Source organism: Pseudomonas phoenicis (assembly GCF_047302395.1).
Lineage (GTDB): Bacteria > Pseudomonadota > Gammaproteobacteria > Pseudomonadales > Pseudomonadaceae > Aquipseudomonas.
In genome coordinates this window covers 4,615,915-4,636,329 of the sequence record NZ_CP154852.1, presented here as the reverse complement: position 1 = coordinate 4,636,329, position 20,415 = coordinate 4,615,915, and the positions used below count along the sequence as shown (strand labels likewise).

Here is a 20,415-nt window from a genome sequence, read left to right as displayed (position 1 = left end):
AGGCGCGACGGGCCGCTTAGATGCGTTTGGCCTGGGCCACAGCATTGCCGATGTAGCTGGCCGGGGTCAGTTGCTTGAGCTCGGCCTTGGCTTCGGCAGGCATGTCCAGCCCGTCGATGAAGCTCAGCAGGGCGTCGGGGGTGATGCCTTTGCCACGGGTCAGCTCTTTAAGCTTCTCGTAGGGGTTCTCGATGTTGAAGCGGCGCATGACCGTCTGGATCGGCTCGGCCAGCACTTCCCAGCAGGCGTCCAGGTCGGCGGCGATGCGCGCGGTGTTGATTTCCAGCTTGCCGATGCCCTTGAGGCTGGCTTCGTAGGCGATGACGCTATGGGCGAAGCCCACGCCCAGGTTGCGCAGCACGGTGGAGTCGGTCAGGTCGCGCTGCCAGCGCGAGATCGGCAGCTTGCTGGCCAGGTGCTGGAACAGCGCGTTGGCGATGCCCAGGTTGCCTTCGGAGTTCTCGAAGTCGATCGGGTTGACCTTGTGCGGCATGGTCGAGGAGCCGATTTCGCCGGCTACGGTCTTCTGCTTGAAGTAGCCCAGCGAGATGTAGCCCCAGACGTCGCGGTCGAAGTCGATGAGGATGGTGTTGAAGCGCGCGATGGCGTCGAACAGCTCGGCGATGTAGTCGTGCGGCTCGATCTGCGTGGTGTAGGGGTTGAACTGCAGACCCAGCTCGTCTTCGATGAAGGCGCGTGCGTTGGCCTCCCAGTCGATCTGCGAATAGGCCGAGAGGTGGGCGTTGTAGTTGCCCACGGCGCCGTTGATCTTGCCCAGCAGCGGCACGGCGGCCACTTGCGCGATCTGCCGCTCCAGGCGGTAGACGACGTTGGCCAGCTCTTTGCCCAGGGTGGTCGGCGAAGCCGGTTGGCCATGGGTGCGCGACAGCATCGGCACTTCGGCGTGGGCGTGGGCCTGGGCGCGGATGGCGTCGGCGATCTGACGCATCAGCGGCAGCAGCACCTCGTCCCGGCCGGCGCGCAGCATCAGGGCGTGGGAGAGGTTGTTGATGTCTTCGCTGGTGCAGGCGAAGTGGATGAATTCGCTGACCTTGGCCAGTTCCGGCAATTTCGCGGCCTGCTCCTTGAGCAGGTACTCGATGGCCTTGACGTCATGGTTGGTGGTGCGCTCGATGTCCTTGACGCGCTCGGCGTGCTCCAGCTGGAAGTCGTTGGCCAGTGCGTCGAGCACGGCGTTGGCTTCGGCGGAGAAGGCCGGGACTTCAGCGATCTGCGGGTGGGCGGCCAGGCGCTGGAGCCAGCGCACCTCGACCAGGGCGCGGAAACGGATCAGGCCGTACTCGCTGAAGATGGGGCGCAAGGCCTGGGTTTTGCCGGCGTAGCGGCCGTCTACAGGGGAAACCGCAGTGAGCGAGGAGAGCTGCATGGGGTGTTCTCGGACAGTCGGGCTTTTGGAGGGCGCACATCGTACACGAATTTGCTCCCCGCGTCTTGTGGCGGACCGAAGGTAGCAGGTGCGGCCGACCCAGCGCTGGAAGCGGATATGCAGCTGCGAGCCGGCGGCCGGCGCTGTGGATTGCCTGGCATTGCAGGCCTCTGCACAGCGCTTGGGTGTTCAGGAGGTCAAGGCGCACGCATCAGGTCATACAGCTCGTTGAGCAGCTTGCGACGGCTGAACACCAGTTGCCAGCGATGCCCACCCAGCTGCCGCCACAGGCGCGCTGCGCGGATGCCGGCCAGCAGCAGTGCACGGATCTTCGAGGCGTTGTTGGCCTGTTGCAGGAAGCGCGAGTCGCCATGCACCTGGATGCGTTGGCGCAAAGTGCTGAGGGTGTCCTGGTACAGCGCGCCGCTGGATGCGATGACGTTGTCGTGCACCAGGCCGAAGTGGTCGGCCTGTGACTGGATCTGCGGCAAGCGCTTGCCGATCAGTTCGAGCATGTCGCCGCGTTTGGCCAACTGCCGCTCCAGGCCCAGCATCGACAGCGCGTAGCGCAGCGGTTCGCGTTGCAGGATGGCCGGGTCGCGCTCCAGGGCGCCGACGAGCGCGCGGTATCCCTCGCGCAGGTTCAGGTCGTCGCCGCCGAACACCTCGAGGGTGTCCTTGGGGTCGCGCACCAGCAGGCTGCCCAACATGCAGCCCAGATTCGCCTCGCTCGCCTGGCCGGTGCGGGCCAGTTGGTCGACCAGTACGGCCGCCTGGAACACCCCGCCCAATGCGATCAATTGCTCCTTGAGCGTACTCATGGACGCGGGCTCCAGGGCTCGGCCGCTTCGATCACGCCACCGCCCAGGCACACCTCGCCGTCGTAGAACACCACCGACTGGCCGGGCGTGACGGCGCGTTGTGGCTCGTCGAACACGGCGCGATAGCCGGCTTCGCTGCGCTCGAGGGTGCAGCCTTGATCGCCCTGGCGATAGCGCACCTTGGCGGTCAGGCGGCGTGGCGCCGCGAGGTCGACCGGGTTGACCCAGAAAATCTCCGATGCCAACAGCGCGCGGGAGAACAGCCATGGGTGCTCATTGCCCTGGCCCACCACCAGCACGTTGCGCGCCAGGTCTTTTTCCAGCACGTACCAGGGTTCGTCGCCGGCGTCTTTCAAGCCGCCGATGCCCAGGCCCTGACGCTGGCCGATGGTGTGGTACATCAAGCCATGGTGGCGGCCGATCAGCTCGCCCTCGGTGGTCTGGATCTCCCCCGGCTGGGCAGGCAGGTATTGCTTGAGAAAATCGCTGAAGCGTCGCTCGCCGATGAAACAGATGCCGGTGGAATCCTTCTTCTTCGCCGTGGCCAGACCATGCTGCTCGGCAATGGCGCGTACCGCCGGTTTTTCCAGCTCGCCGACCGGGAACAGCGTGCGGGCGATTTCGCTGCCGCCGACCGCGTGCAGGAAGTAGCTCTGGTCCTTGTTCGGGTCCAGGCCTTTGAGCAGCTCGGTCACGGCACCGGTGTCGCGCCGGCGTACGTAATGGCCGGTGGCGATCAGGTCGGCGCCCAACGACAGGGCATAGTCGAGGAAGGCCTTGAACTTGATTTCCCGGTTGCAGAGGATGTCCGGGTTGGGCGTGCGACCGGCCTTGTACTCTTCGAGGAAGTGCTCGAACACGTTGTCCCAGTACTCGGCTGCAAAGTTGGCGGTGTGCAGCTTGATGCCGATGCGGTCGCACACGGCCTGGGCGTCGGCCAGGTCTTCGCGGGCGGTGCAGTACTCGGTGCCGTCGTCCTCTTCCCAGTTCTTCATGAACAGCCCTTCCACCTGATAGCCCTGCTGCATGAGCAGGACGGCGGAAACGGACGAGTCCACGCCGCCGGACATGCCGACGATGACGCGGGTCTGGGCGGGGTCTTTACGTGCTGGGTTGGTCATGATTACCGGCGTGTATCAGGGAAAAAATGCCGATTCTATCAGGCTGCCGGCCGCGCGTCAGTCGCGCAGCAGGTCCAGGCTGTGCAAGGGGCCGGCCAGGTAATCGTCGAGGCAGCGCGGCACCAGTTCGCTGCGCCAGCGTGCAGGGTCGGCCAGCAGTTCGTCACGGCTGAGCCACAATGCCCGCTGGATGTCGCTGTCCAGCGGGCGCTCGGCGTGGTGGCGCAGCGCACGGGCGGCGAAGCAGACGCGCTGGTAGGTCACGCCGTTGCTGGGGGCGGTGTACAGGTAGATGCCCACCACGCCGGTCAGCTCCACTTCCCAGGCGGTTTCTTCCAGGGTTTCGCGCAGCGCCGCCTGGCGCAGGCTTTCGTTCGGCTCCAGATGGCCGGCCGGTTGGTTGAACACGTGCTTGCCGGCTTTGAACTCCTCGACGAACAGGAACTTGCCTGCGTGTTCGACGACGGTGGCGACGGTGATGTGGGGTTGCCAGGTCATGACGGTGCTCTCGTGCGCTTGGGCTGTGAGGCCCACCCTAGCCGAATTTCTTCACCCGGTGTACATGGGGTGGCCCGCGCAGGCCATGGCCTTACAGCGGCTTGCGCTCACCGAAGAAGATCACCCACGTGCGGAAGTCGTCGCTGAAATCGAAAAAGCGGTGCTCGACACCTGCCGGGACGAACAACGCATCGCCGGCGCGCACGCTGACGACTTCCTGCTCACGCCGAAACCAGGCGTGACCGCCACTGATCACGTACACCTCGTCTTGGGCATGGGGCGTTTGCGTGTCCACTTCGCATGGCGCGAACAGTTCCATGGAAAAATCGCCGCGCTCGAACAGCACATGAAACACCTCGTCCGAGGCCTTGAGGCGCGCCGCGGCCTGCTGCTCGTCGAGTTTCAAAAAATCCGAAACGGTCATGGTTCTCGTCCTTGGTTTACGGTTGGCAAGCGCCCAGATAGGGCTCGATCACATCGCGCGCCAGGCTTTGGGCGCATTTGGCCGCCGAGCCGTTGCAGCCATAGAACCGTAGATGGTTCTGCGACACGCGCACCTCAGGCCGCCCACTGGGGGTGCGGGTGAAGGCGCAAGGCGCCAGGTGCAGGCTGTGGATGTCATAGCCCATGCGGCGAATCTCTTCGACCGCCCACGGCAGCTGGGGATGTTGGCTAAAGCCGCCGGTGAACCAGTCCTGCAGCGCCTGCGTACTTTCCAGCAACACCGATCGCGCATCGGCAATGACGAACTTGCTGGTCTGCAGTTCGTCGTTTGCCTCCAGTTCGCAGCAGGCGAAAAATTCCGCTACGTCAGGGTTGTCCAGCTCGGTGCGGATGAAGCCGTGCAACCGATGCTGGGGAGGATGGCGCACCAGCAACGTGGTACGCGCGATGGTTGCTCCGCCTGGCGTAGGCATGGCGTAAAACCCTCGAAAATCCATGAGATGGCGACAGCGAATCGTGCCATTCGCCGCCATGGCCACTTCATGCTGCCCGTCCAGCCAGCGCCCGATGCTCGCCACGTCGGCTCGCAGATCCGCGCCCCAGGCCTGGGCCTGCTGGTTGAGCGCGGCGATGTAGGCCAAGGGGTCGAGGACCCCACCGCAGGGATCGGTGGCGATCAACTCGCTGGTGCTCGGATGGCCCTGCGCGCAGGCGCCGGCGACGCGCTGGTCGTAGTAGACCGGCGCCGGCCGAAGGAAGTGGATGCCCGTGCGTGCGCCCAGCGCTTGCATCAAGGGCAGGTTGGCTTGGGCGAGACGCGTCCAGTAGGCGTCCTGATGCAGTGTCCGGTACAGGCGCGAATGGTCCTGATGGCCGCTCCAGCGCTCGGCAGGACGAGCGCCCACCAGACAGACCGTTGCGCCGAGGCCTGCCAGATGGGCGGCCGCTGCCGCGCCCAACGGGCCGTTGCCCAGTATGCAAAAGTCAAACGATGGATAGGGCATGGCAATCTGACCGAGGGGGGCAGGCGGGCATGGGTACAGGGCTCAGCGCCCAGCGGTGGCCGCGCAGGCCGCCGGCGGGATCGAAGCTCAGCCGGCCCAACGGTGATTCGAGCCGTTGCCCGAGAATGTGCGCGCGCAACTGTGCGGGCGTTGCGCCAGGATGGGCCAGTAGCGCCAGGCACAGGGCCTGGCAGGCGAGCAGGCAGCTCACAAAGTAAGGCCCCGGTGGCCGGCCCGTGAGAACCCGGGCCTGTTCGACCCGTTCGGCCAGCTCCGCGTAATGCGCGCCGGACCAGTCGTATGCCAGGGACGCGACGGATATTTCGTTGCGCAAGCCCAGTTGGGCGGCTTTGTCCGGCCGGCAATCGTCACTCAACAGCAGCTTTTGGCCGCTGCGTAATGCCAATTGAGGCGCCAGGCGTTGGGCGAACTCGCACGAGCCGGCGATTACGACGAACTCGCCTTCCCGGCAGTGCTGCTGGCCTGGCCGCTCGCCCAAGGCCAGGAAGGTGACTGCCGCAGTGGACGCCTGGCCGATCAGTCGCTGGTGCAAGGTCTTACCCAGGCGGTAACCGTAGTTGGCACGCTGGGCGAAGATGCTCACGCGCGCACCGGGCTCGATGCCGGCGAGCAGGCAATCGACCTGCTCGTCGTCATTGCCGAACAAACGCACGGCATGCCGTCCCGGCCCGCTTCCCGAGCATAGGCGAGGGTCCGAGCAACCTGGCGCCAGAAACAACGTCGGATGTTGGTCATAGACCGCACAAGCGCTCAACGCGGTGACCGCGCCAAAATGCCCGACCACCACTGCGTGCTGGGTCTCGCAGAGCGATCGCGCGAGGCGGGCGGCGACTTCGGCGTCGCGCCGGTCGTCATGACAGCTGAGGTCGAGGGCGATGGCATAGCGGCGGGTGGTCAGGTAGAGCGCGGCGAACAGGTCGATGGCATTTTCGCCAGCGCTTTCGCACGCTGCGACCTTCACCGCACCTTTGTGCCGAAGCCAGCCAGCTGCGAGCAACCACTGCGGTACGTGCAGTGCTTTCATAGGTCGCTCATCTGCACAGGTTGCCCGTCGGCAGCGAACGGGCGCCGGAAGGTGAACGCGTAGGCCGTGGCGCCATGGTCGTGCAGATGCTCGAGGCGCTCGCAGGCCTGACGCCAGGTGGGCAGCACGTCGTCGGGCGACCACCAGACCACATAGATCGGCCAGCGCTGGTCGAGGAACCACCCTTTGCGCAGTTGCAAGGCCTGCCGGTGCATGGGCCCACGGTAGGTGAAGTCGAACACCGACTTGAGGTCTTCCCAGACCGACACGGTCTGGGCCTGGGTGGAGTGGCCGTTGAGAATGCCGTCGTTGTAGAACCGTGGCACCGCGAACGGCCCCCAGGGGCCCCATTCGCGCTGGTGGTTGCTGAGCCATTCCTGGTCGTCCTGTTGCCTGGCGCGGGCGATGAACCCCGGCGAGGCCTCGGCTTCGGCGAACACGTCCGGCGTGCGGTCGTCGAAGTCCTGCACCAAGGGGTCGCCATAGGGCGCGCGCAGCACCGAATAGGTCATCAGGCAGACTCTAGGCATGCCGACCTCCTGTGTGCGTCGCGTCGAAACGGAACAGGTCGGTGTCCAACGGTTGCGGTCGGGTTTCTTCCAGCGGCGCGCCCTGGGCCAGTGAAGTGCCGCACAGTGCCTGGTGCAGCCGCTCGCAGGCCTCTGGCATCAGCGGCGAGCACATTCGGGCGAAGGTCGCCAGCAGATGCACGTGGTCATCGAATTCGGCACCTGGCTGCTCGAATCCATGCTCGATCCAGCCCAGCAGGTGCAAGCAGTCCTCGGCCGCCTGGCGCACATGGAAACGTTCCACCGACATGCTGCGCAGGATCGTCGCTGCAGCGCTGGCGGCGACGTCGCGCGTGCTTTGACTGCAACCCAGCACACCGCGGCCGGCCGGCAGCTCGGCCAGTGCCGCGTTGAACCTGCCCGCTACCTTGTGCCAAACCCGATGCAGCGAGCCGTCCAAGGCCGCCACCATGGCCTGCTCGTTGTAGTTGGCCTTTTCCAGGCCCGGGCAGTTTAGGGCCGCATAGAAGCGCAGTTCGTCGGCGCTGAAGCGTGCGATGCTGTCGTCGGCCCAGATCACGTGGCCATTGCTGGTGGAAAACTTGGCATGGTCGAGGTTGTAGAACTCGTTGATCAGGCTGACGTAGGGTAGCCATTGGCCGTTGTCGATCTGCCCCAGCAGAGCGATGTGCAGGATGGCGTAGAAGTACGAATTGTCGAAACCGAAGAAGTTGACGTAGCGGTTCTGCGTCTCGCTCGGCTGCAAGCGCTGCGCCCGGCGGTAGGAGTGGATGAGCTGCGCCATGATTTCGGGCCAGGGGTTGAACATCTGCCCTTCGAATCCCGGCAGATCCACAGCGATGCCCCAGGAGGAGGGCGTAGTGACCGGGTAGTCGGGCAGCGCGCCGCCCAGTGCATCCTGTGCCAGCCATAAGTAGCGTTGGCGCCAGGGTCGGTCCTGCGCGTAGAAGCGTTCGATATCGGCGCGCCAGCGCTCGAGCTCCACCACCATGACCTCCACTTCGACCACCTCCAAGTCCCGTGAGCCGCTCAGGGTGTTGCGCGGATCGAGCAGATTACGGGCATGGGTCAGCTTGCCGCAGGCTTCGCAAATGCCGCACTTGCAGGCGGCGAGGCACGCGGGGCAGTAACCCGAGACCCCGGCTTCGTCGAGCAGTTGCTGGCTGCTGCGGTCGCGCATGAAGGGATAGGGCTTGCGCACCAGCACCCCACGCTCGTAGAGGTCGAGAAACAGCTGACGCACGTAGCGATTGGCTTCGGCATCGGGCGCGTAATAGTCGTCTACGGCGATGGCGCAGCGTTGCAGGGTCGCACCGATGTTTTCCGTCCACTGCGCGGCCAATGCTTGCGGCTCGACGCCCAGACGCCCGGCGGTCACCCGCACGTAGGATTGGTTAACGTCGCTGTAGCAGGTGACGAAGCTGTCGATGCCTTGCAGGCGCGCGGCACGGGCCAGGATGTCCCCGGCGAGGAACGGGCCGCTCAGGTGGCCCAGGTGCAAACCGCCATTGGGTGTGGGCGGCGGCAGCGTAATGACGTAACGGGGAGTGGCAGGCATGTCCATGTCCTTTTGGTCGGTTCAGGGGCGGTTCACAGCGAACTGTCGGATTGGCCGCCCCAGTCCCAATAGATGTCGATCATCACAAAGGGCAAGTGACTACGGTTGCGCAGTTGGTGGTGCATGTGGCGTGGCAGATAGACCACATCGCCGAAGCCGATGGTGGTCACCTGCGACTCGATGGCCAGCTCGGCTTCACCGCTGACGACGATGAATGTCTCTTCTTCGTCATGGGCGTGGCGGTCCACATCGGTATGCGGTTCGACCTGCACCCAGATGCAGCCGAACTCGGTCAGCGGGCGCTTGGTGTTGACTTGCCCGGCCCACGGGAACAAGCGGCGCAGCTTGCAGTTGTATTCGTCGGTGAAGGTCAGGTCCGCGTATCGGCGAATGTACGATTCGATGGGCAACGCTTTGGGTTTGGTAATGGCATTCATCAGAGGATCGCTTCGTGCTGGAGAGGGGGGGCGAGTCGCAGGGTAGGCGCGGCGGTCAGGGCCTCGACCTTTTCGGCGATCATCCAGGAACGCAGCGAAAGCAGGCTGAACGAGCCTGCGTCGCCGAAACCGTGGGTCGACTCGCACAGGCCGTTGAGGAAGATCGGTGGAAAATTCGGATCCTGCGAAGCGATCAGGTAGTCCCGCTCGACCTTCACCGAGCCGTCGCTGCGTCGGCAGGCCTTGGCGGCCACGTCGCGCAGAAGCTCAGGGAGGAATTCATCGTTGCTGGCGTTGCCCAGGTTGCGAAAACCGGTGGCCAATACCACGCTGTCGACCTTCAGCTGCTTGTCCTGCCCCTTGAGGGCGTTGTGCAGCGTCAGGCGAACCTGGCCCTGGTCGAGCACGGCTTCCTTGATTTCGCTCATGTTGTATAGGTGGATACGCTCGCGACCGTCGAGCTTTTGTACGTAAAGCTTGTGATAGAGCGTCTTGATGACGTCCAGGTCGGCTGAGCTGTAGTTGCTGCGCAACACTTCGGCGGTGAGTCTCTTCTGCAGCTCGATGGGCGCGGCGTGGAAGTCGTCGACGAACTCGGGGAAATACACGCCCTCGGTGAACGGGCTGGTGTCCTTGAGCTGATAGGAGAAGCTACGGAACACATTGTGGATCTGTGCGTTCGGGTAGCGCGCCGACAGGTCGAGGGTCAGTTCCACCGCGCTCTGGCTGCTGCCGACCACGGCGATGGAACGAGGCTCGCCTTCGCTGCACCAGCGCGCATTGGCGGTCAGGTACTGGGTGAAGTGCGCGACCCGTCCGGCGAATTCGCCGCTGAACACTTCCGGCACGAACGGTGTGCGTCCCGGTCCGAACGACAGAGTGCGCGCCAGGAGCGTACGCCCCAGCGAGGTGCGCACCTGGATCAGTTCACCGGCGCTGCCGGCCCGGCTGATGGCAGTGACCCGCTCGCCGTAACTGACCCAGCGATCGAACTGCCGCGCCACCCAGCGCACGTAACGGGCATATTCCAGGCGGTAGGGAAACTCCAGCCCCAGGTTCAAGTAGTCGAACAAGCGGTCCTTGGCTTTCAGGTAGCTGAGAAATCCATAGGGGCTCACGGGGTTGCGCGGAGTGACAAAGTCGCGCAGCGGATTGTGCTGGGTGTCCGAGCCGTCGATCAGCGTTTCGGGCTGCCAGTCCGGTGCGGTATTGCTTTCCAGAAACAGGTAGCGACCGCCCAGCGTCTTTTCCTCAAGCGCAATCGCCAGGGCAATGTTCGCCGGCCCGAAGCCGACACCGATGACATCGAAGATTTCGTTCATGAGGCTGTTCCTTCAGCGTGAAAGTGCGTGGGCGACTTGGATGATCCGTTCACCACCCTCGAGCAAATCGCGGGTGTCCATGGTCAAGGCAGGCATGCACTTGAGCACTTGGCTGGCCGGACCGCAGGTTTCGGCGACCATGTGCCGCTCGAACAGGGCGGCAGACAGGCGCTTGGCAAAACTGTCGTCGTCGAACGCGATGCCCAGCATCAGACCGCGGCCGCGAATGTGCGCGCCGATGGGCAGGCCCGACAGGCCTTCCTGCAGTTGCTGACGCAATTGCTGGCCCTTGGCGTGAACCGCTTGGGTCAAGTCGTCGTTCTGCCAAAATTTTTCGAGCGCTACGGTTGCCGTCAGCATGGCCAGGTTGTTGCCTCGAAACGTGCCGTTGTGCTCGGCCGGGGACCATATGTCGTATTGAGGACGCAACAAGGTGACGGCAAACGGCAGGCCCAGCCCGCTCAAGGATTTCGACAGGCAGATGATGTCAGGCACGATGGCTGACGATTCGAAGCTGAAGAACGGCCCACTGCGACCATTGCCCGCCTGGATGTCGTCGACGATGAGCAGGGCGCCGACCTTGCGCGCCAGCGCAGCCACCCCTTGCAGCCATTCGTCACTGGCGCAATTGATGCCGCCTTCGCCTTGAATCGCTTCGAGCACGAATGCGGCGGGCAGATCGTTGCCGTAGCCGGGGCGGCAGAACATGTCTTCGAGCATCTGTAACTGCGTCGCCACATCCTGCAAGTGCACACCGTCGTAGGGCAGGCGGATCACGCCGGGCACCTGAACACCCATGGACTGTTTCTTCGCCGGATTGGCGGTGATGGCCAATGCGCCCAGAGACATGCCGTGGTAGCCGCCGGTGAAACAGGCGATGGCATGTCGGCCGGTCACTTTGCGGGCCAGTTTGATGGCCGCCTCGATGCTATTGGTGCCGGTCGGGCCAGTGAACTGGATTTTGTGGTCGAACTGGCGCGGCGCTAGGATGCGGGCGTGGAAGGCTCGAAGAAATTGCGCCTTGCTCTGGGAATACAGGTCCAGCGAATGGAGCAGACCTCCGCGACGTAGATAGTCGATGCACGCCTCGACCATGTCCGGATCGTTATGCCCATAGTTGAGGGTCCCCGCACCGCAGAAGAAGTCCAGATAACGGGTGCCGTCTGCGCTGTTCAAGTAACTTCCGTCCGCCGTGTCGAATAAGACGGGAAACGAACGGCAATAACCACGCACGACCGACTCGTGCTGCTCGAAAACTTCCATGTTAGCTCCTGATTGCAATGAGCGGGGGCACGCCCCTAGGATCGCCCTTTTGAAAAGGGCGGAGTTTCCTATGGAGGGAATTATGAGTTTCGGGTGGCGCTTTGTTCTATTTTCAAACCCAGCATGGCAAAACCCAATACCACGGTGATCGCCGCAATCGAATAAAGACTTAGTTGAAGTCGATGGTCGAACAGTTGGAAGGCGAAGACCAATATCGGTGTGAGCAAGAGGACGTACGCCACTTGCGAAGGCTCACTGCGGCTAATGCCTTTTTGCAAGAAGTATAAAGGGACGATATTGCCGAGCACGGCAATCATCAAGAACGCACCGCCGTTGTCGCGCGCACTCTGCTCGAAGCCACTGGCATGAAACGCGCAGACCAGGATGAGCAAGAAGAAGCGCATGGACATCAGTTGATGCAGTTGATAGCCCTGTTCGTAGATCCGTTTGGAAATCAGGTTGACCGCAGCCATGGCGCAGCCGGTCATGACCGCCATCGCCAACCCGTACGGCCCGCTGTCACCCTGCTGTGTGCCCAGACTGGAGTTGCCTTGCAGAACGGTATGCGCGACCAGCCACATGCTGGCCACCGTTGCCAGACCTACCAGTACGCGGCCTTTGCTCAGGCCTTGCAGGCTACCCGCCAACAAGAGGCCCAGAAGCAGGGTGGCGATGGGGTTGACCCCGTACAGCACCGCTGCCGTCATGGCCGGTTCGATGAACTGTAACGATTGGTACAGGAACAGCCAGGTCGCTAGCGTACCCACGTTGAGGCCAGCGAACAGCAACGCGTTACGTACGGTGAGCACCGGCCACGGGTCGCGGCGATACAGCGTGACCAGCAGGAAAAAAACCGCAACTATAGAAAATATCGCCAGCAGCGAGTGCTCCACTGTCACGCCTTGCAGCAGCCGACCCAACCAGACCGACTGGGCCGCTGAAAGCACGTCGAACACCATTACCAGCAGCAGCCCGTTGCTCATGCCACGGTCCACAACTTGCCCTCCTGCTCCATCTTGCGGATCAGCCGCGTATCCGATTCCAGCGCCTCGGCGTTTTCGTGGGCGAGGAAGATGCCGCCTGGGCTATCGAACAGCCCGCGGGTCGGCTCGATCGAATCGCCTTCGGCAATGTTCCAGAAGGCCGTGGTGTAACTGGCCAGCGTGGTCGCCCATTCCTTGCCGGGCAGCGCTGTGACCGTGCCACGCTGCCCATTGATCAAAGACACGGCGCGCGAGTGCTTGTGGTACACCGGTGGGCGCTGCGTGCGAAGCGCGAACCGCTGCGGGTCGATGGCCGCATCCACCAGCAGATCGATTTGCGAGACATTGGCGAACAATTGCGCATTGCGCGGTGCCTTGGCGCCATGCAGGCGCGCACCCACCTCGATCAGAACCGGGCCGTGGCGATCCAGCATGATCTCCATGTGCGCCGCACCAAAGCGAATGCCCAGGCTGTCGAGTACCTTCATCGCATAGTCGATCAGGTCCTGCATGTGCGTGGCGCTAGGGTGAATGAAGTCTTCCTGTTCATAAACGAACGAGCCGTTCATGGCCTTCTTCTGGTAGCGCGAGGTGTTGGTCACGTAGTGCTTACCGTCGAGCGAAACGCTGTCGACCACATATTCCACACCGTCGATGTACGCTTGCAGCAGGACGGCATCGTTGTGCTGACCCAGGCAATTGGGCTGGTTCAGGACGCGCTCGACAGCGGCTTGCAGCTGTTCGGGCCGCTCGCAGAAACTGACTCCATCGGTCCCGCAAGAGCTCATCGGCTTGACCACAATGCGTTGGCTATCCAGGCTTGGGGCCTGCGCGAGCGCTTGAGCAACGGAGGTGGCGCGCAATTGTCCGATGGCGCGCAGACCGTCGCGTCGAATTTGCTCCTGCATTTGAAACTTGTCGCGCAGCATCCCAATCTTGTCGGGATCACAGCTCGGCAGACCGAGCGCGTGCGCCAGACGGTTGGCCAATGTGACACCGCTCTCGGTGCCCGCCACGACCGCAGCGCACGCATAATCGCCCAGCGCGGCCAACAGGGGTGCCAGCGCCTCGCCCTGGGCAATGAACTCGGCTTGGAAGTTGTCGGGATAATAAGAGTTGGCGTAGGCCGACGGAAGGGGAGAGTGACTATGTATGGCCAGGCAGTTGAAACCTCGGCTGAGGAATTCCGCTGCCAGGAATTGACCGCTGGAATAAGGGTCGACGATTGCGACATACCGCATGGTGTTGCCTCCATGGCAAAAACTGATCCGCTGTTCCATTCGCCGGACGTGAAGTGCGCAATGAGACTGGAGCATTTTATCGGGCGGCGCAAGAGCCATGACGGGAATAGGTATGTGCGGTGTGGCGGGTAAAGTTAGAGAGCGGCGGCCGTACGCACGACAGATCCCTTGTTAGAGCGGTCGTCCAGGCGACAATTAATTATTTAGTGTGAGTCGCAATTGACTGCAAAAAAATAATGAATGTTTTTTGACGCATGTATTGCAGTTGGCAAAATATCATTCATATGAGTGTTGGTTCACTCGAATGCAAGAAAGTGCCTATCGGGGGCGTCCGGAAAGTTTTGAGCCGAACGTCAGTAAAGGCTCAACAGCCTGCACGGGCAAGGGCTACTGTAAGGCGTGGGCATTGTGAAGGCGTACGGCGTCTTAACTGGCATCCTGACTGTTTCCAGCCCAGCTTGGACGACTGGCGAGGCTTTCGGCCAGTGCCTGATAGCACGAACCCCGGTGCGTGGCCGGGGTTCGTGGTAACGCTTCAGCTAACCCTTACAGCGCGGCGATGGCGCCGTTGAAGGTCTGGCTCGGGCGCATCACCTTGGCGGTGAGCTCTGGGCTCGGCGCGTAGTAGCCGCCGATGTCGGCCGGCTTGCCCTGCACGGCGTTCAACTCGGCGACGATGGTCGCTTCGTTGTCGGCCAGGGCCTTGGCCAGTGGAGCGAAGCGCGCTTGCAGCGCCGCGTCCTGGGTTTGCGCCGCCAGTGCTTCGGCCCAGTACAGGGTCAGGTAGAAGTGGCTGCCACGGTTGTCGATACCGCCGACTTTGCGCGAAGGCGACTTGTTGGTGTCGAGGAACTTGCCGGTCGCCTGGTCGAGGGTGTCGGCCAGTACCTTGGCCTGGGCGTTGTCATAGGTATTGCCCAGGTGTTCCAGGGAAGCGGCGAGGGCGAGGAATTCACCCAGCGAATCCCAGCGCAGGAAGTTTTCTTCCACCAACTGCTGCACGTGCTTGGGCGCCGAGCCGCCAGCGCCGGTTTCGAACAGGCCGCCACCGCTCATCAACGGTACGATCGACAGCATCTTGGCGCTGGTGCCCAACTCCATGATCGGGAACAGGTCGGTCAGGTAGTCGCGCAGCACGTTGCCGGTCACCGAGATGGTGTCCTTGCCTTCGCGGATGCGGGCCAGAGAGAACTTGATGGCCTCGACCGGAGCGAGGATGCGGATGTCCAGGCCGTTGGTGTCGTGGTCCTTCAGGTACTGTTCGACCTTCTCGATCATCACCGCGTCGTGAGCGCGGGCCGGGTCGAGCCAGAACACCGCGGGGGTGTCGCTCAGGCGGGCGCGGTTGACGGCCAGTTTCACCCAATCCTGGATCGGCGCGTCCTTGGTCTGGCACATGCGGAAGATGTCACCGGCTTCGACGTTCTGCTCCAGGATCACCTGGCCATTGCCGTCGGTCACGCGGACCACGCCGTCAGCCTTGATCTGGAAGGTCTTGTCGTGGGAGCCATACTCTTCGGCTTTCTGCGCCATCAGACCGACGTTCGGCACGCTGCCCATGGTGGTGGGGTCGAAGGCGCCGTTGGCCTTGCAGTCGTCGATGGTGGCCTGGTAGATGCCGGCGTAGCAACGGTCCGGAATGATGGCCTTGGCGTCTTGCAGCTCGCCGGCAGCGTTCCACATCTTGCCCGAGTCGCGAATCATCGCGGGCATGGAGGCGTCGACGATCACGTCGCTCGGTACGTGCAGGTTGGTGATGCCTTTGTCGGAGTTGACCATCGCCAGCGCCGGGCGATCGGCGTACAGGGCCTGGATATCGGCTTCGATCTGCGCTTGCTGATCGGCCTGCAGGTCCTTGATGCGGGCGTAAAGGTCGCCGATGCCGTTGTTCGGGTTGAAACCGACTTCGCTCAGGGCTGAGGCGTATTTCTTCAGGACTTCGCCGTAAAAGGCTTCGACGATGATGCCGAACATGATCGGGTCGGAGACTTTCATCATGGTGGCTTTGAGGTGCACCGAGAACAGCACGCCAGCGGCCTTGGCATCGGCGATCTGCTCGACGACGAAGGCTTGCAGCGCCTGTCGGCTCATGGTGGCGCAATCGATCACTTCCTTGGCTTTGACCGAGGTCTTGTCCTTGAGCACGGTGGTGTTGCCGTCTTTACCCACCAGCTCGATGCGCAGGCTGCCGTCGGCTTCGATCAGTGCGGCTTTTTCACTGCCGTAGAAATCACCCGTGCTCATGTGCGCGACGTGGGATTTCGAATCGGCGGCCCAGGCGCCCATCTTGTGCGGGTGCTTGCGGGCGTAGTTCTTGACCGACAGGGGCGCGCGGCGGTCGGAGTTGCCTTCGCGCAGCACCGGATTCACGGCGCTGCCCTTGATGCGGTCGTAGCGCGCGCGCGATTCCTGCTCGGCGTCGGTGGCGGGCTCGTCGGCGTAATCGGGAATGTCGTAGCCCTGGGTCTGCAATTCCTTGATCGCGGCCTTGAGCTGGGGTACCGAAGCGGAGATGTTCGGCAGTTTGATGATGTTGGCTTCGGGGGTGGTCGCCAGTTGGCCCAGTTCCGCCAGGTGATCGCCTACCTGTTTCTCGGCGCCCAACTGCTCCGGGAATGCCGCGAGGATACGGCCTGCCAGGGAGATGTCGCGGGTTTCGACAGCAATGTCGGCGCAAGCGGTGAATGCTTCGACGACCGGCAGCAAGGAGTAGGTGGCCAGGGCTGGCGCTTCGTCGGTGAAGGTATAGATGATCTTGGAACGGGTGGGCATGCGGGTTAACTCTCTGTGTTGCTGCGCGAGCCCGAGTCTCGAAATGCGCTGGGTAGGCGCAGCGCCCAGTAAAGGCGTGGTCGAGCGGCCGCGAGCGGTGATGGTGGATGCATCAATCGAGTGTCAATGCTGGCGGGCGGTAACACGCCAGGCTTATGCCAGATATGCGGCCGTTGCAGACCGACTCTGGTGGTGGAGCGAGCCGCATATTCCTAGGGTTCGCCCCGGTGACCCTGCGGTCAGCGTCGGAGTATATCAAACCCTTCGGCCTAATCAGCAAGGCCAAGCGCTATCGGCCTGCATATAAGACCAAAGACGTAGGGGCAATGTGGTCGATTGCCGCATGGGCTGAGGGCGCTCGGCAAGGGGGCGGTACGAGCGCACCGCCGGAGATCGGCCTGCCCTCAAGGGGGCATAAAGCCTTACACCTCGAAGAAGTGTAAACGAACGGGGGATTTCGCTTGTTCGGGGGTGCCAGCATCACTCACGCTCAGCTGAATGTTCTGGGCGTGCAGGCCTTTGGGTCCTTGAATGATGTCGAATTTCACTTGCTGGCCTGCCCGCAATGTCTTGAAACCGTCCATCTGAATCTTCGAATAATGAACGAACAGGTCCTCGGTGCGTCCGTCTTCATTAATGAAGCCGTAACCCTTTTCGTTGTTGAACCACTTGACTTTCCCGGTCGCCATACCTACATCCCTCTGCAAAGGCCCCATCGCTGGAGTATCATTTCTGGTAACCGCATCCAGATGTTGCGAAAAAATCCGGTTGACTGCGCGGAGCTTTATCGAACACGGTGGTCTCTATTGGTTGTAACACCGTTTAGCCATTAGTCAAGGACGCTTCAGCGGCGCGTAAGCGGGCTGTTTGGGCGGTCGACCCTCCATTTAAACCTGCAGATGTGATGAATTTCTTTCCATGCATGCACACAGTCAGATTCGTCTAACATTCAATCAGGATCCCCCACACGAGCAGGAGGACCACGCTTCCGGTGTCGCCGTCGAGGAAGCCAAGCCCGCCCTGCAGGCACCACCGATGTACAAGGTGGTTTTGTTCAACGATGACTACACGCCCATGGATTTCGTCGTCGAGGTACTCGAGACGTTTTTCAACCTGAACCGAGAGTTGGCGACCAAGATCATGCTGACCGTCCATACAGAAGGACGAGCAGTCTGCGGCCTGTTTACCCGCGACATTGCCGAAACCAAGGCCATGCAGGTCAACCAGTACGCTCGGGAAAGCCAGCATCCGCTACTCTGTGAAATCGAGAAGGACGGTTAATCGCCGACCACTTGGGTATGAGGTGAAGCTATGTTAAACCGCGAGCTCGAAGTCACCCTCAACCTCGCCTTCAAGGAGGCTCGTTCGAAGCGTCATGAATTCATGACCGTCGAGCACCTGTTGTTGGCGTTGCTTGACAATGAAGCCGCTGCAACCGTTCTGCGCGCCTGCGGCGCCAACCTCGACAAACTCAAGCACGACCTGCAAGAGTTCATCGACTCAACCACCCCACTGATTCCTGTGCACGACGAGGATCGCGAAACGCAACCGACGCTGGGCTTCCAGCGCGTGCTGCAGCGCGCGGTGTTCCATGTGCAGAGCTCCGGCAAGCGCGAAGTGACCGGCGCCAACGTACTGGTCGCGATCTTCAGCGAGCAGGAAAGCCAAGCCGTGTTCCTGCTCAAGCAGCAGAGCGTGGCGCGCATCGATGTGGTCAACTTCATTGCCCATGGCATTTCCAAAGTACCCGGCCACGGCCCGAGCACCGAGGGCGAGCAAGACATGTCGGACGAAGAGGGCGGTGAAACCAACGGCTCGAGCAACCCGCTCGACGCCTATGCCAGCAACTTGAACGAGCAAGCCCGCCAGGGCCGTATAGACCCTCTGGTCGGGCGCGAGTCGGAAGTCGAGCGCGTGGCGCAGATCCTGGCGCGCAGGCGCAAGAACAACCCGCTGCTGGTGGGCGAGGCTGGCGTCGGCAAGACCGCCATCGCCGAAGGCCTGGCCAAACGCATCGTCGACGGTCAGGTGCCCGATCTGTTGGCGCAAAGCGTGGTGTACTCGCTCGACCTGGGTGCGCTGCTGGCCGGTACCAAATACCGCGGCGACTTCGAGAAACGCTTCAAAGCGCTGCTCGGCGAGCTGAAGAAGCGCCCGCAGGCGATTCTGTTCATTGATGAAATCCACACCATCATCGGCGCCGGTGCTGCGTCCGGCGGTGTGATGGACGCCTCGAACCTGCTCAAGCCACTCCTCTCTTCGGGCGAAATCCGCTGCATCGGCTCGACGACGTTCCAAGAGTTTCGTGGCATCTTCGAGAAGGATCGTGCCTTGGCGCGACGCTTCCAGAAGGTCGATGTCTCCGAGCCCTCGGTCGAAGACACGGTGGGCATCCTGCGCGGCTTGAAAGGCCGTTTCGAGAGCCATCACAACATCGAATACAGCGACGAGGCATTGCGTGCAGCCGCTGAGCTGGCTGCCCGTTACATCAACGATCGGCACATGCCGGACAAGGCCATCGACGTGATCGACGAGGCGGGCGCCTATCAGCGCCTGCAGCCCGAAGGCAATCGCCTCAAACGCATCGATGTGCCGCAGGTCGAAGACATCGTGGCCAAGATCGCGCGGATTCCGCCAAAACACGTCACCAGTTCTGATAAAGAGCTGCTGCGCAACCTGGAGCGCGACCTCAAGCTCACCGTGTTCGGCCAGGACGCTGCCATCGATGCCTTGGCAACAGCGATCAAACTGTCACGCGCAGGGCTCAAGGCGCCTGACAAGCCCGTCGGTTCCTTCTTGTTTGCCGGCCCCACCGGTGTCGGCAAAACCGAGGCGGCACGTCAACTGTCCAAGGCGCTCGGGGTCGATCTGGTACGCTTCGACATGTCCGAATACATGGAGCGGCATACCGTTTCGCGCCTGATCGGCGCGCCTCCCGGGTACGTCGGTTTCGATCAGGGCGGCCTGTTGACCGAGGCCATCACCAAGCAACCGCACTGCGTATTGCTCCTCGACGAAATCGAGAAGGCGCACCCGGAAGTCTTCAACCTGCTGTTGCAAGTCATGGACCATGGCACCTTGACCGACAACAACGGGCGCAAGGCGGACTTCCGCAACGTGATCCTGATCATGACCACCAACGCTGGCGCCGAAACGGCAGCGCGTGCCTCGATCGGCTTCACGCATCAGGACCACGCTTCAGATGCCATGGAAGTGATCCGCAAGAGCTTCACGCCCGAGTTCCGCAACCGTCTGGACACCATCATCCAGTTCGGTCGTCTCTCCCACGAGACGATCAAGAGCATCGTCGACAAGTTCCTCATTGAGCTTCAGGCGCAATTGGAAGACAAGCGGGTGTTGCTGGAGGTCAGCGACGAAGCGCGTGGCTGGCTGGCCAGTGCGGGTTACGACGTACAGATGGGCGCACGCCCCATGGCCCGTCTCATCCAGGACAAGATCAAACGGCCGTTGGCCGAGGAGATCCTGTTCGGCGAGCTGTCCGAGCACGGTGGCGTGGTGCATGTAGAGTTGCGCGACGGCGAACTGGTCTTCGATTTCGAGACCACGGCGGAAGTCGCATAAGGTCGTCATCCGGGGTCGGTGATCCGACCCCGGACGCTCGTCTATGAAAAAGCCCGGCGCAATGGCCGGGCTTTTTCGTGTCTGGAGCTTAGCGGGCGCGGTAGGTGATGCGGCCCTTGCTCAGATCGTACGGAGTCAGTTCGACCCGCACTTTGTCACCCGTCAGGATGCGGATGTAGTTTTTGCGCATCTTTCCGGAGATGTGTGCGGTCACGACGTGCCCGTTTTCCAACTCCACGCGGAACATGGTGTTGGGCAGGGTGTCGACGACAGTACCTTCCATTTCGAAGCTGTCTTCTTTCGACATTCAGTAAAGCCCTCGGTATTCAGTGAAACGCTCGACGCGCACAGGCGGCGGGCAAAAAAGTGGCGTGGATTATGCCGCAAAAGTGTGGGTGCGGCCACTG

19 protein-coding genes are annotated in these 20,415 nt (G+C 62.3%); 2 read left to right on the top strand and 17 right to left on the bottom strand.

The features are described 5' to 3' along the window. Positions 1–16: 16 nt before the first annotated feature. The 16 genes from purB to cspD form a co-directional block, all read right to left on the bottom strand. Positions 17–1,387: an adenylosuccinate lyase gene (purB, locus tag AA0Z93_RS21035; RefSeq protein WP_413047063.1), complete on the bottom strand. Its 1,371-nt coding sequence runs from the start codon at positions 1,385–1,387 to the stop codon at positions 17–19. Between the two features lie 197 nt (positions 1,388–1,584). After that, positions 1,585–2,208 (bottom strand): high frequency lysogenization protein HflD, encoded by a 624-nt coding sequence (gene hflD / locus AA0Z93_RS21030; RefSeq protein ID WP_413047064.1) that lies wholly within the window; start codon positions 2,206–2,208, stop codon positions 1,585–1,587. Continuing rightward, a complete protein-coding gene (gene mnmA, locus AA0Z93_RS21025; protein ID WP_413047065.1) occupies positions 2,205–3,329 on the bottom strand; it encodes a tRNA 2-thiouridine(34) synthase MnmA in 1,125 nt (374 codons plus the stop codon). The genes hflD and mnmA overlap by 4 nt, the downstream gene beginning before the upstream one ends. A gap of 57 nt (positions 3,330–3,386) precedes the next feature. Continuing rightward, positions 3,387–3,827, bottom strand: a complete 441-nt coding sequence (locus tag AA0Z93_RS21020; protein ID WP_413047066.1) for an NUDIX hydrolase — start codon at positions 3,825–3,827, stop codon at positions 3,387–3,389. Between the two features lie 91 nt (positions 3,828–3,918). Further along, entirely contained in the window at positions 3,919–4,251 is a 333-nt protein-coding gene (locus tag AA0Z93_RS21015; protein ID WP_413047067.1) for a cupin domain-containing protein, read from the bottom strand. Between the two features lie 16 nt (positions 4,252–4,267). Next, positions 4,268–5,176: a hypothetical protein gene (locus AA0Z93_RS21010; RefSeq protein ID WP_413047068.1), complete on the bottom strand. Its 909-nt coding sequence runs from the start codon at positions 5,174–5,176 to the stop codon at positions 4,268–4,270. Between the two features lie 79 nt (positions 5,177–5,255). Next, positions 5,256–6,320, bottom strand: coding sequence for an ABC transporter substrate-binding protein (locus AA0Z93_RS21005; RefSeq protein ID WP_413047069.1), 1,065 nt, complete (start codon positions 6,318–6,320; stop codon positions 5,256–5,258). Beyond that, positions 6,317–6,850, bottom strand: coding sequence for a DUF3291 domain-containing protein (locus tag AA0Z93_RS21000; protein WP_314490024.1), 534 nt, complete (start codon positions 6,848–6,850; stop codon positions 6,317–6,319). The genes AA0Z93_RS21005 and AA0Z93_RS21000 overlap by 4 nt, the downstream gene beginning before the upstream one ends. Next, positions 6,843–8,408: a class I tRNA ligase family protein gene (locus AA0Z93_RS20995; RefSeq protein ID WP_413047070.1), complete on the bottom strand. Its 1,566-nt coding sequence runs from the start codon at positions 8,406–8,408 to the stop codon at positions 6,843–6,845. Before AA0Z93_RS20995 ends, AA0Z93_RS21000 begins: the two co-directional genes overlap by 8 nt. A 32-nt stretch (positions 8,409–8,440) precedes the next feature. After that, complete coding sequence (locus tag AA0Z93_RS20990) at positions 8,441–8,845, bottom strand: cupin domain-containing protein (protein ID WP_413047071.1); 405 nt, start codon at positions 8,843–8,845, stop codon at positions 8,441–8,443. Then, complete coding sequence (locus AA0Z93_RS20985; RefSeq protein ID WP_413047072.1) at positions 8,845–10,167, bottom strand: SidA/IucD/PvdA family monooxygenase; 1,323 nt, start codon at positions 10,165–10,167, stop codon at positions 8,845–8,847. Before AA0Z93_RS20985 ends, AA0Z93_RS20990 begins: the two co-directional genes overlap by 1 nt. Positions 10,168–10,179: 12 nt before the next feature. Beyond that, positions 10,180–11,430: an aspartate aminotransferase family protein gene (locus AA0Z93_RS20980; protein WP_413047073.1), complete on the bottom strand. Its 1,251-nt coding sequence runs from the start codon at positions 11,428–11,430 to the stop codon at positions 10,180–10,182. 80 nt (positions 11,431–11,510) lie between these two features. Then, the gene (locus tag AA0Z93_RS20975) at positions 11,511–12,413 is read right to left on the bottom strand and encodes a hypothetical protein (protein WP_413047074.1); all 903 of its coding nucleotides are present in this window, start codon (positions 12,411–12,413) and stop codon (positions 11,511–11,513) included. Next, entirely contained in the window at positions 12,410–13,693 is a 1,284-nt protein-coding gene (locus tag AA0Z93_RS20970) for an ATP-grasp domain-containing protein (RefSeq protein WP_413047075.1), read from the bottom strand. Before AA0Z93_RS20970 ends, AA0Z93_RS20975 begins: the two co-directional genes overlap by 4 nt. 507 nt (positions 13,694–14,200) lie before the next feature. Beyond that, positions 14,201–16,426, bottom strand: coding sequence for an NADP-dependent isocitrate dehydrogenase (locus AA0Z93_RS20965; RefSeq protein ID WP_413047076.1), 2,226 nt, complete (start codon positions 16,424–16,426; stop codon positions 14,201–14,203). A gap of 422 nt (positions 16,427–16,848) precedes the next feature. Further along, a complete protein-coding gene (cspD, locus tag AA0Z93_RS20960; RefSeq protein WP_413047077.1) occupies positions 16,849–17,115 on the bottom strand; it encodes a cold shock domain-containing protein CspD in 267 nt (88 codons plus the stop codon). A gap of 229 nt (positions 17,116–17,344) precedes the next feature. On the opposite strand from cspD, the gene clpS reads away from it, so the two are divergent. After that, positions 17,345–17,707 (top strand): ATP-dependent Clp protease adapter ClpS, encoded by a 363-nt coding sequence (gene clpS, locus AA0Z93_RS20955; RefSeq protein ID WP_413047078.1) that lies wholly within the window; start codon positions 17,345–17,347, stop codon positions 17,705–17,707. Positions 17,708–17,737: 30 nt separating this feature from the next. After that, complete coding sequence (clpA, locus tag AA0Z93_RS20950) at positions 17,738–20,008, top strand: ATP-dependent Clp protease ATP-binding subunit ClpA (RefSeq protein ID WP_413047079.1); 2,271 nt, start codon at positions 17,738–17,740, stop codon at positions 20,006–20,008. A gap of 88 nt (positions 20,009–20,096) precedes the next feature. Here clpA and infA read toward each other — a convergent pair whose 3' ends face one another. Continuing rightward, a complete protein-coding gene (gene infA, locus AA0Z93_RS20945) occupies positions 20,097–20,315 on the bottom strand; it encodes a translation initiation factor IF-1 (protein WP_002553999.1) in 219 nt (72 codons plus the stop codon). Positions 20,316–20,415: the final 100 nt, after the last annotated feature.

Excerpts from the sequence above, each read along its gene's own strand:
- purB (WP_413047063.1), bottom strand. The coding sequence starts at position 1,387 with ATGCAGCTCTCCTCGCTCACTGCGGTTTCCCCTGTAGACGGCCGCTAC.
- AA0Z93_RS20995 (WP_413047070.1), bottom strand. The coding sequence starts at position 8,408 with ATGCCTGCCACTCCCCGTTACGTCATTACGCTGCCGCCGCCCACACCC.
- clpA (WP_413047079.1), top strand. The coding sequence starts at position 17,738 with ATGTTAAACCGCGAGCTCGAAGTCACCCTCAACCTCGCCTTCAAGGAG.
- AA0Z93_RS20990 (WP_413047071.1), bottom strand. The coding sequence starts at position 8,845 with ATGAATGCCATTACCAAACCCAAAGCGTTGCCCATCGAATCGTACATT.
- infA (WP_002553999.1), bottom strand. The coding sequence starts at position 20,315 with ATGTCGAAAGAAGACAGCTTCGAAATGGAAGGTACTGTCGTCGACACC.
- AA0Z93_RS20970 (WP_413047075.1), bottom strand. The coding sequence starts at position 13,693 with ATGGAACAGCGGATCAGTTTTTGCCATGGAGGCAACACCATGCGGTAT.
- AA0Z93_RS20975 (WP_413047074.1), bottom strand. The coding sequence starts at position 12,413 with ATGAGCAACGGGCTGCTGCTGGTAATGGTGTTCGACGTGCTTTCAGCG.
- cspD (WP_413047077.1), bottom strand. The coding sequence starts at position 17,115 with ATGGCGACCGGGAAAGTCAAGTGGTTCAACAACGAAAAGGGTTACGGC.
- AA0Z93_RS20980 (WP_413047073.1), bottom strand. The coding sequence starts at position 11,430 with ATGGAAGTTTTCGAGCAGCACGAGTCGGTCGTGCGTGGTTATTGCCGT.
- AA0Z93_RS20985 (WP_413047072.1), bottom strand. The coding sequence starts at position 10,167 with ATGAACGAAATCTTCGATGTCATCGGTGTCGGCTTCGGGCCGGCGAAC.
- AA0Z93_RS21020 (WP_413047066.1), bottom strand. The coding sequence starts at position 3,827 with ATGACCTGGCAACCCCACATCACCGTCGCCACCGTCGTCGAACACGCA.
- mnmA (WP_413047065.1), bottom strand. The coding sequence starts at position 3,329 with ATGACCAACCCAGCACGTAAAGACCCCGCCCAGACCCGCGTCATCGTC.
- AA0Z93_RS21005 (WP_413047069.1), bottom strand. The coding sequence starts at position 6,320 with ATGAAAGCACTGCACGTACCGCAGTGGTTGCTCGCAGCTGGCTGGCTT.
- AA0Z93_RS20965 (WP_413047076.1), bottom strand. The coding sequence starts at position 16,426 with ATGCCCACCCGTTCCAAGATCATCTATACCTTCACCGACGAAGCGCCA.
- AA0Z93_RS21015 (WP_413047067.1), bottom strand. The coding sequence starts at position 4,251 with ATGACCGTTTCGGATTTTTTGAAACTCGACGAGCAGCAGGCCGCGGCG.
- clpS (WP_413047078.1), top strand. The coding sequence starts at position 17,345 with ATGCATGCACACAGTCAGATTCGTCTAACATTCAATCAGGATCCCCCA.
- AA0Z93_RS21000 (WP_314490024.1), bottom strand. The coding sequence starts at position 6,850 with ATGCCTAGAGTCTGCCTGATGACCTATTCGGTGCTGCGCGCGCCCTAT.
- hflD (WP_413047064.1), bottom strand. The coding sequence starts at position 2,208 with ATGAGTACGCTCAAGGAGCAATTGATCGCATTGGGCGGGGTGTTCCAG.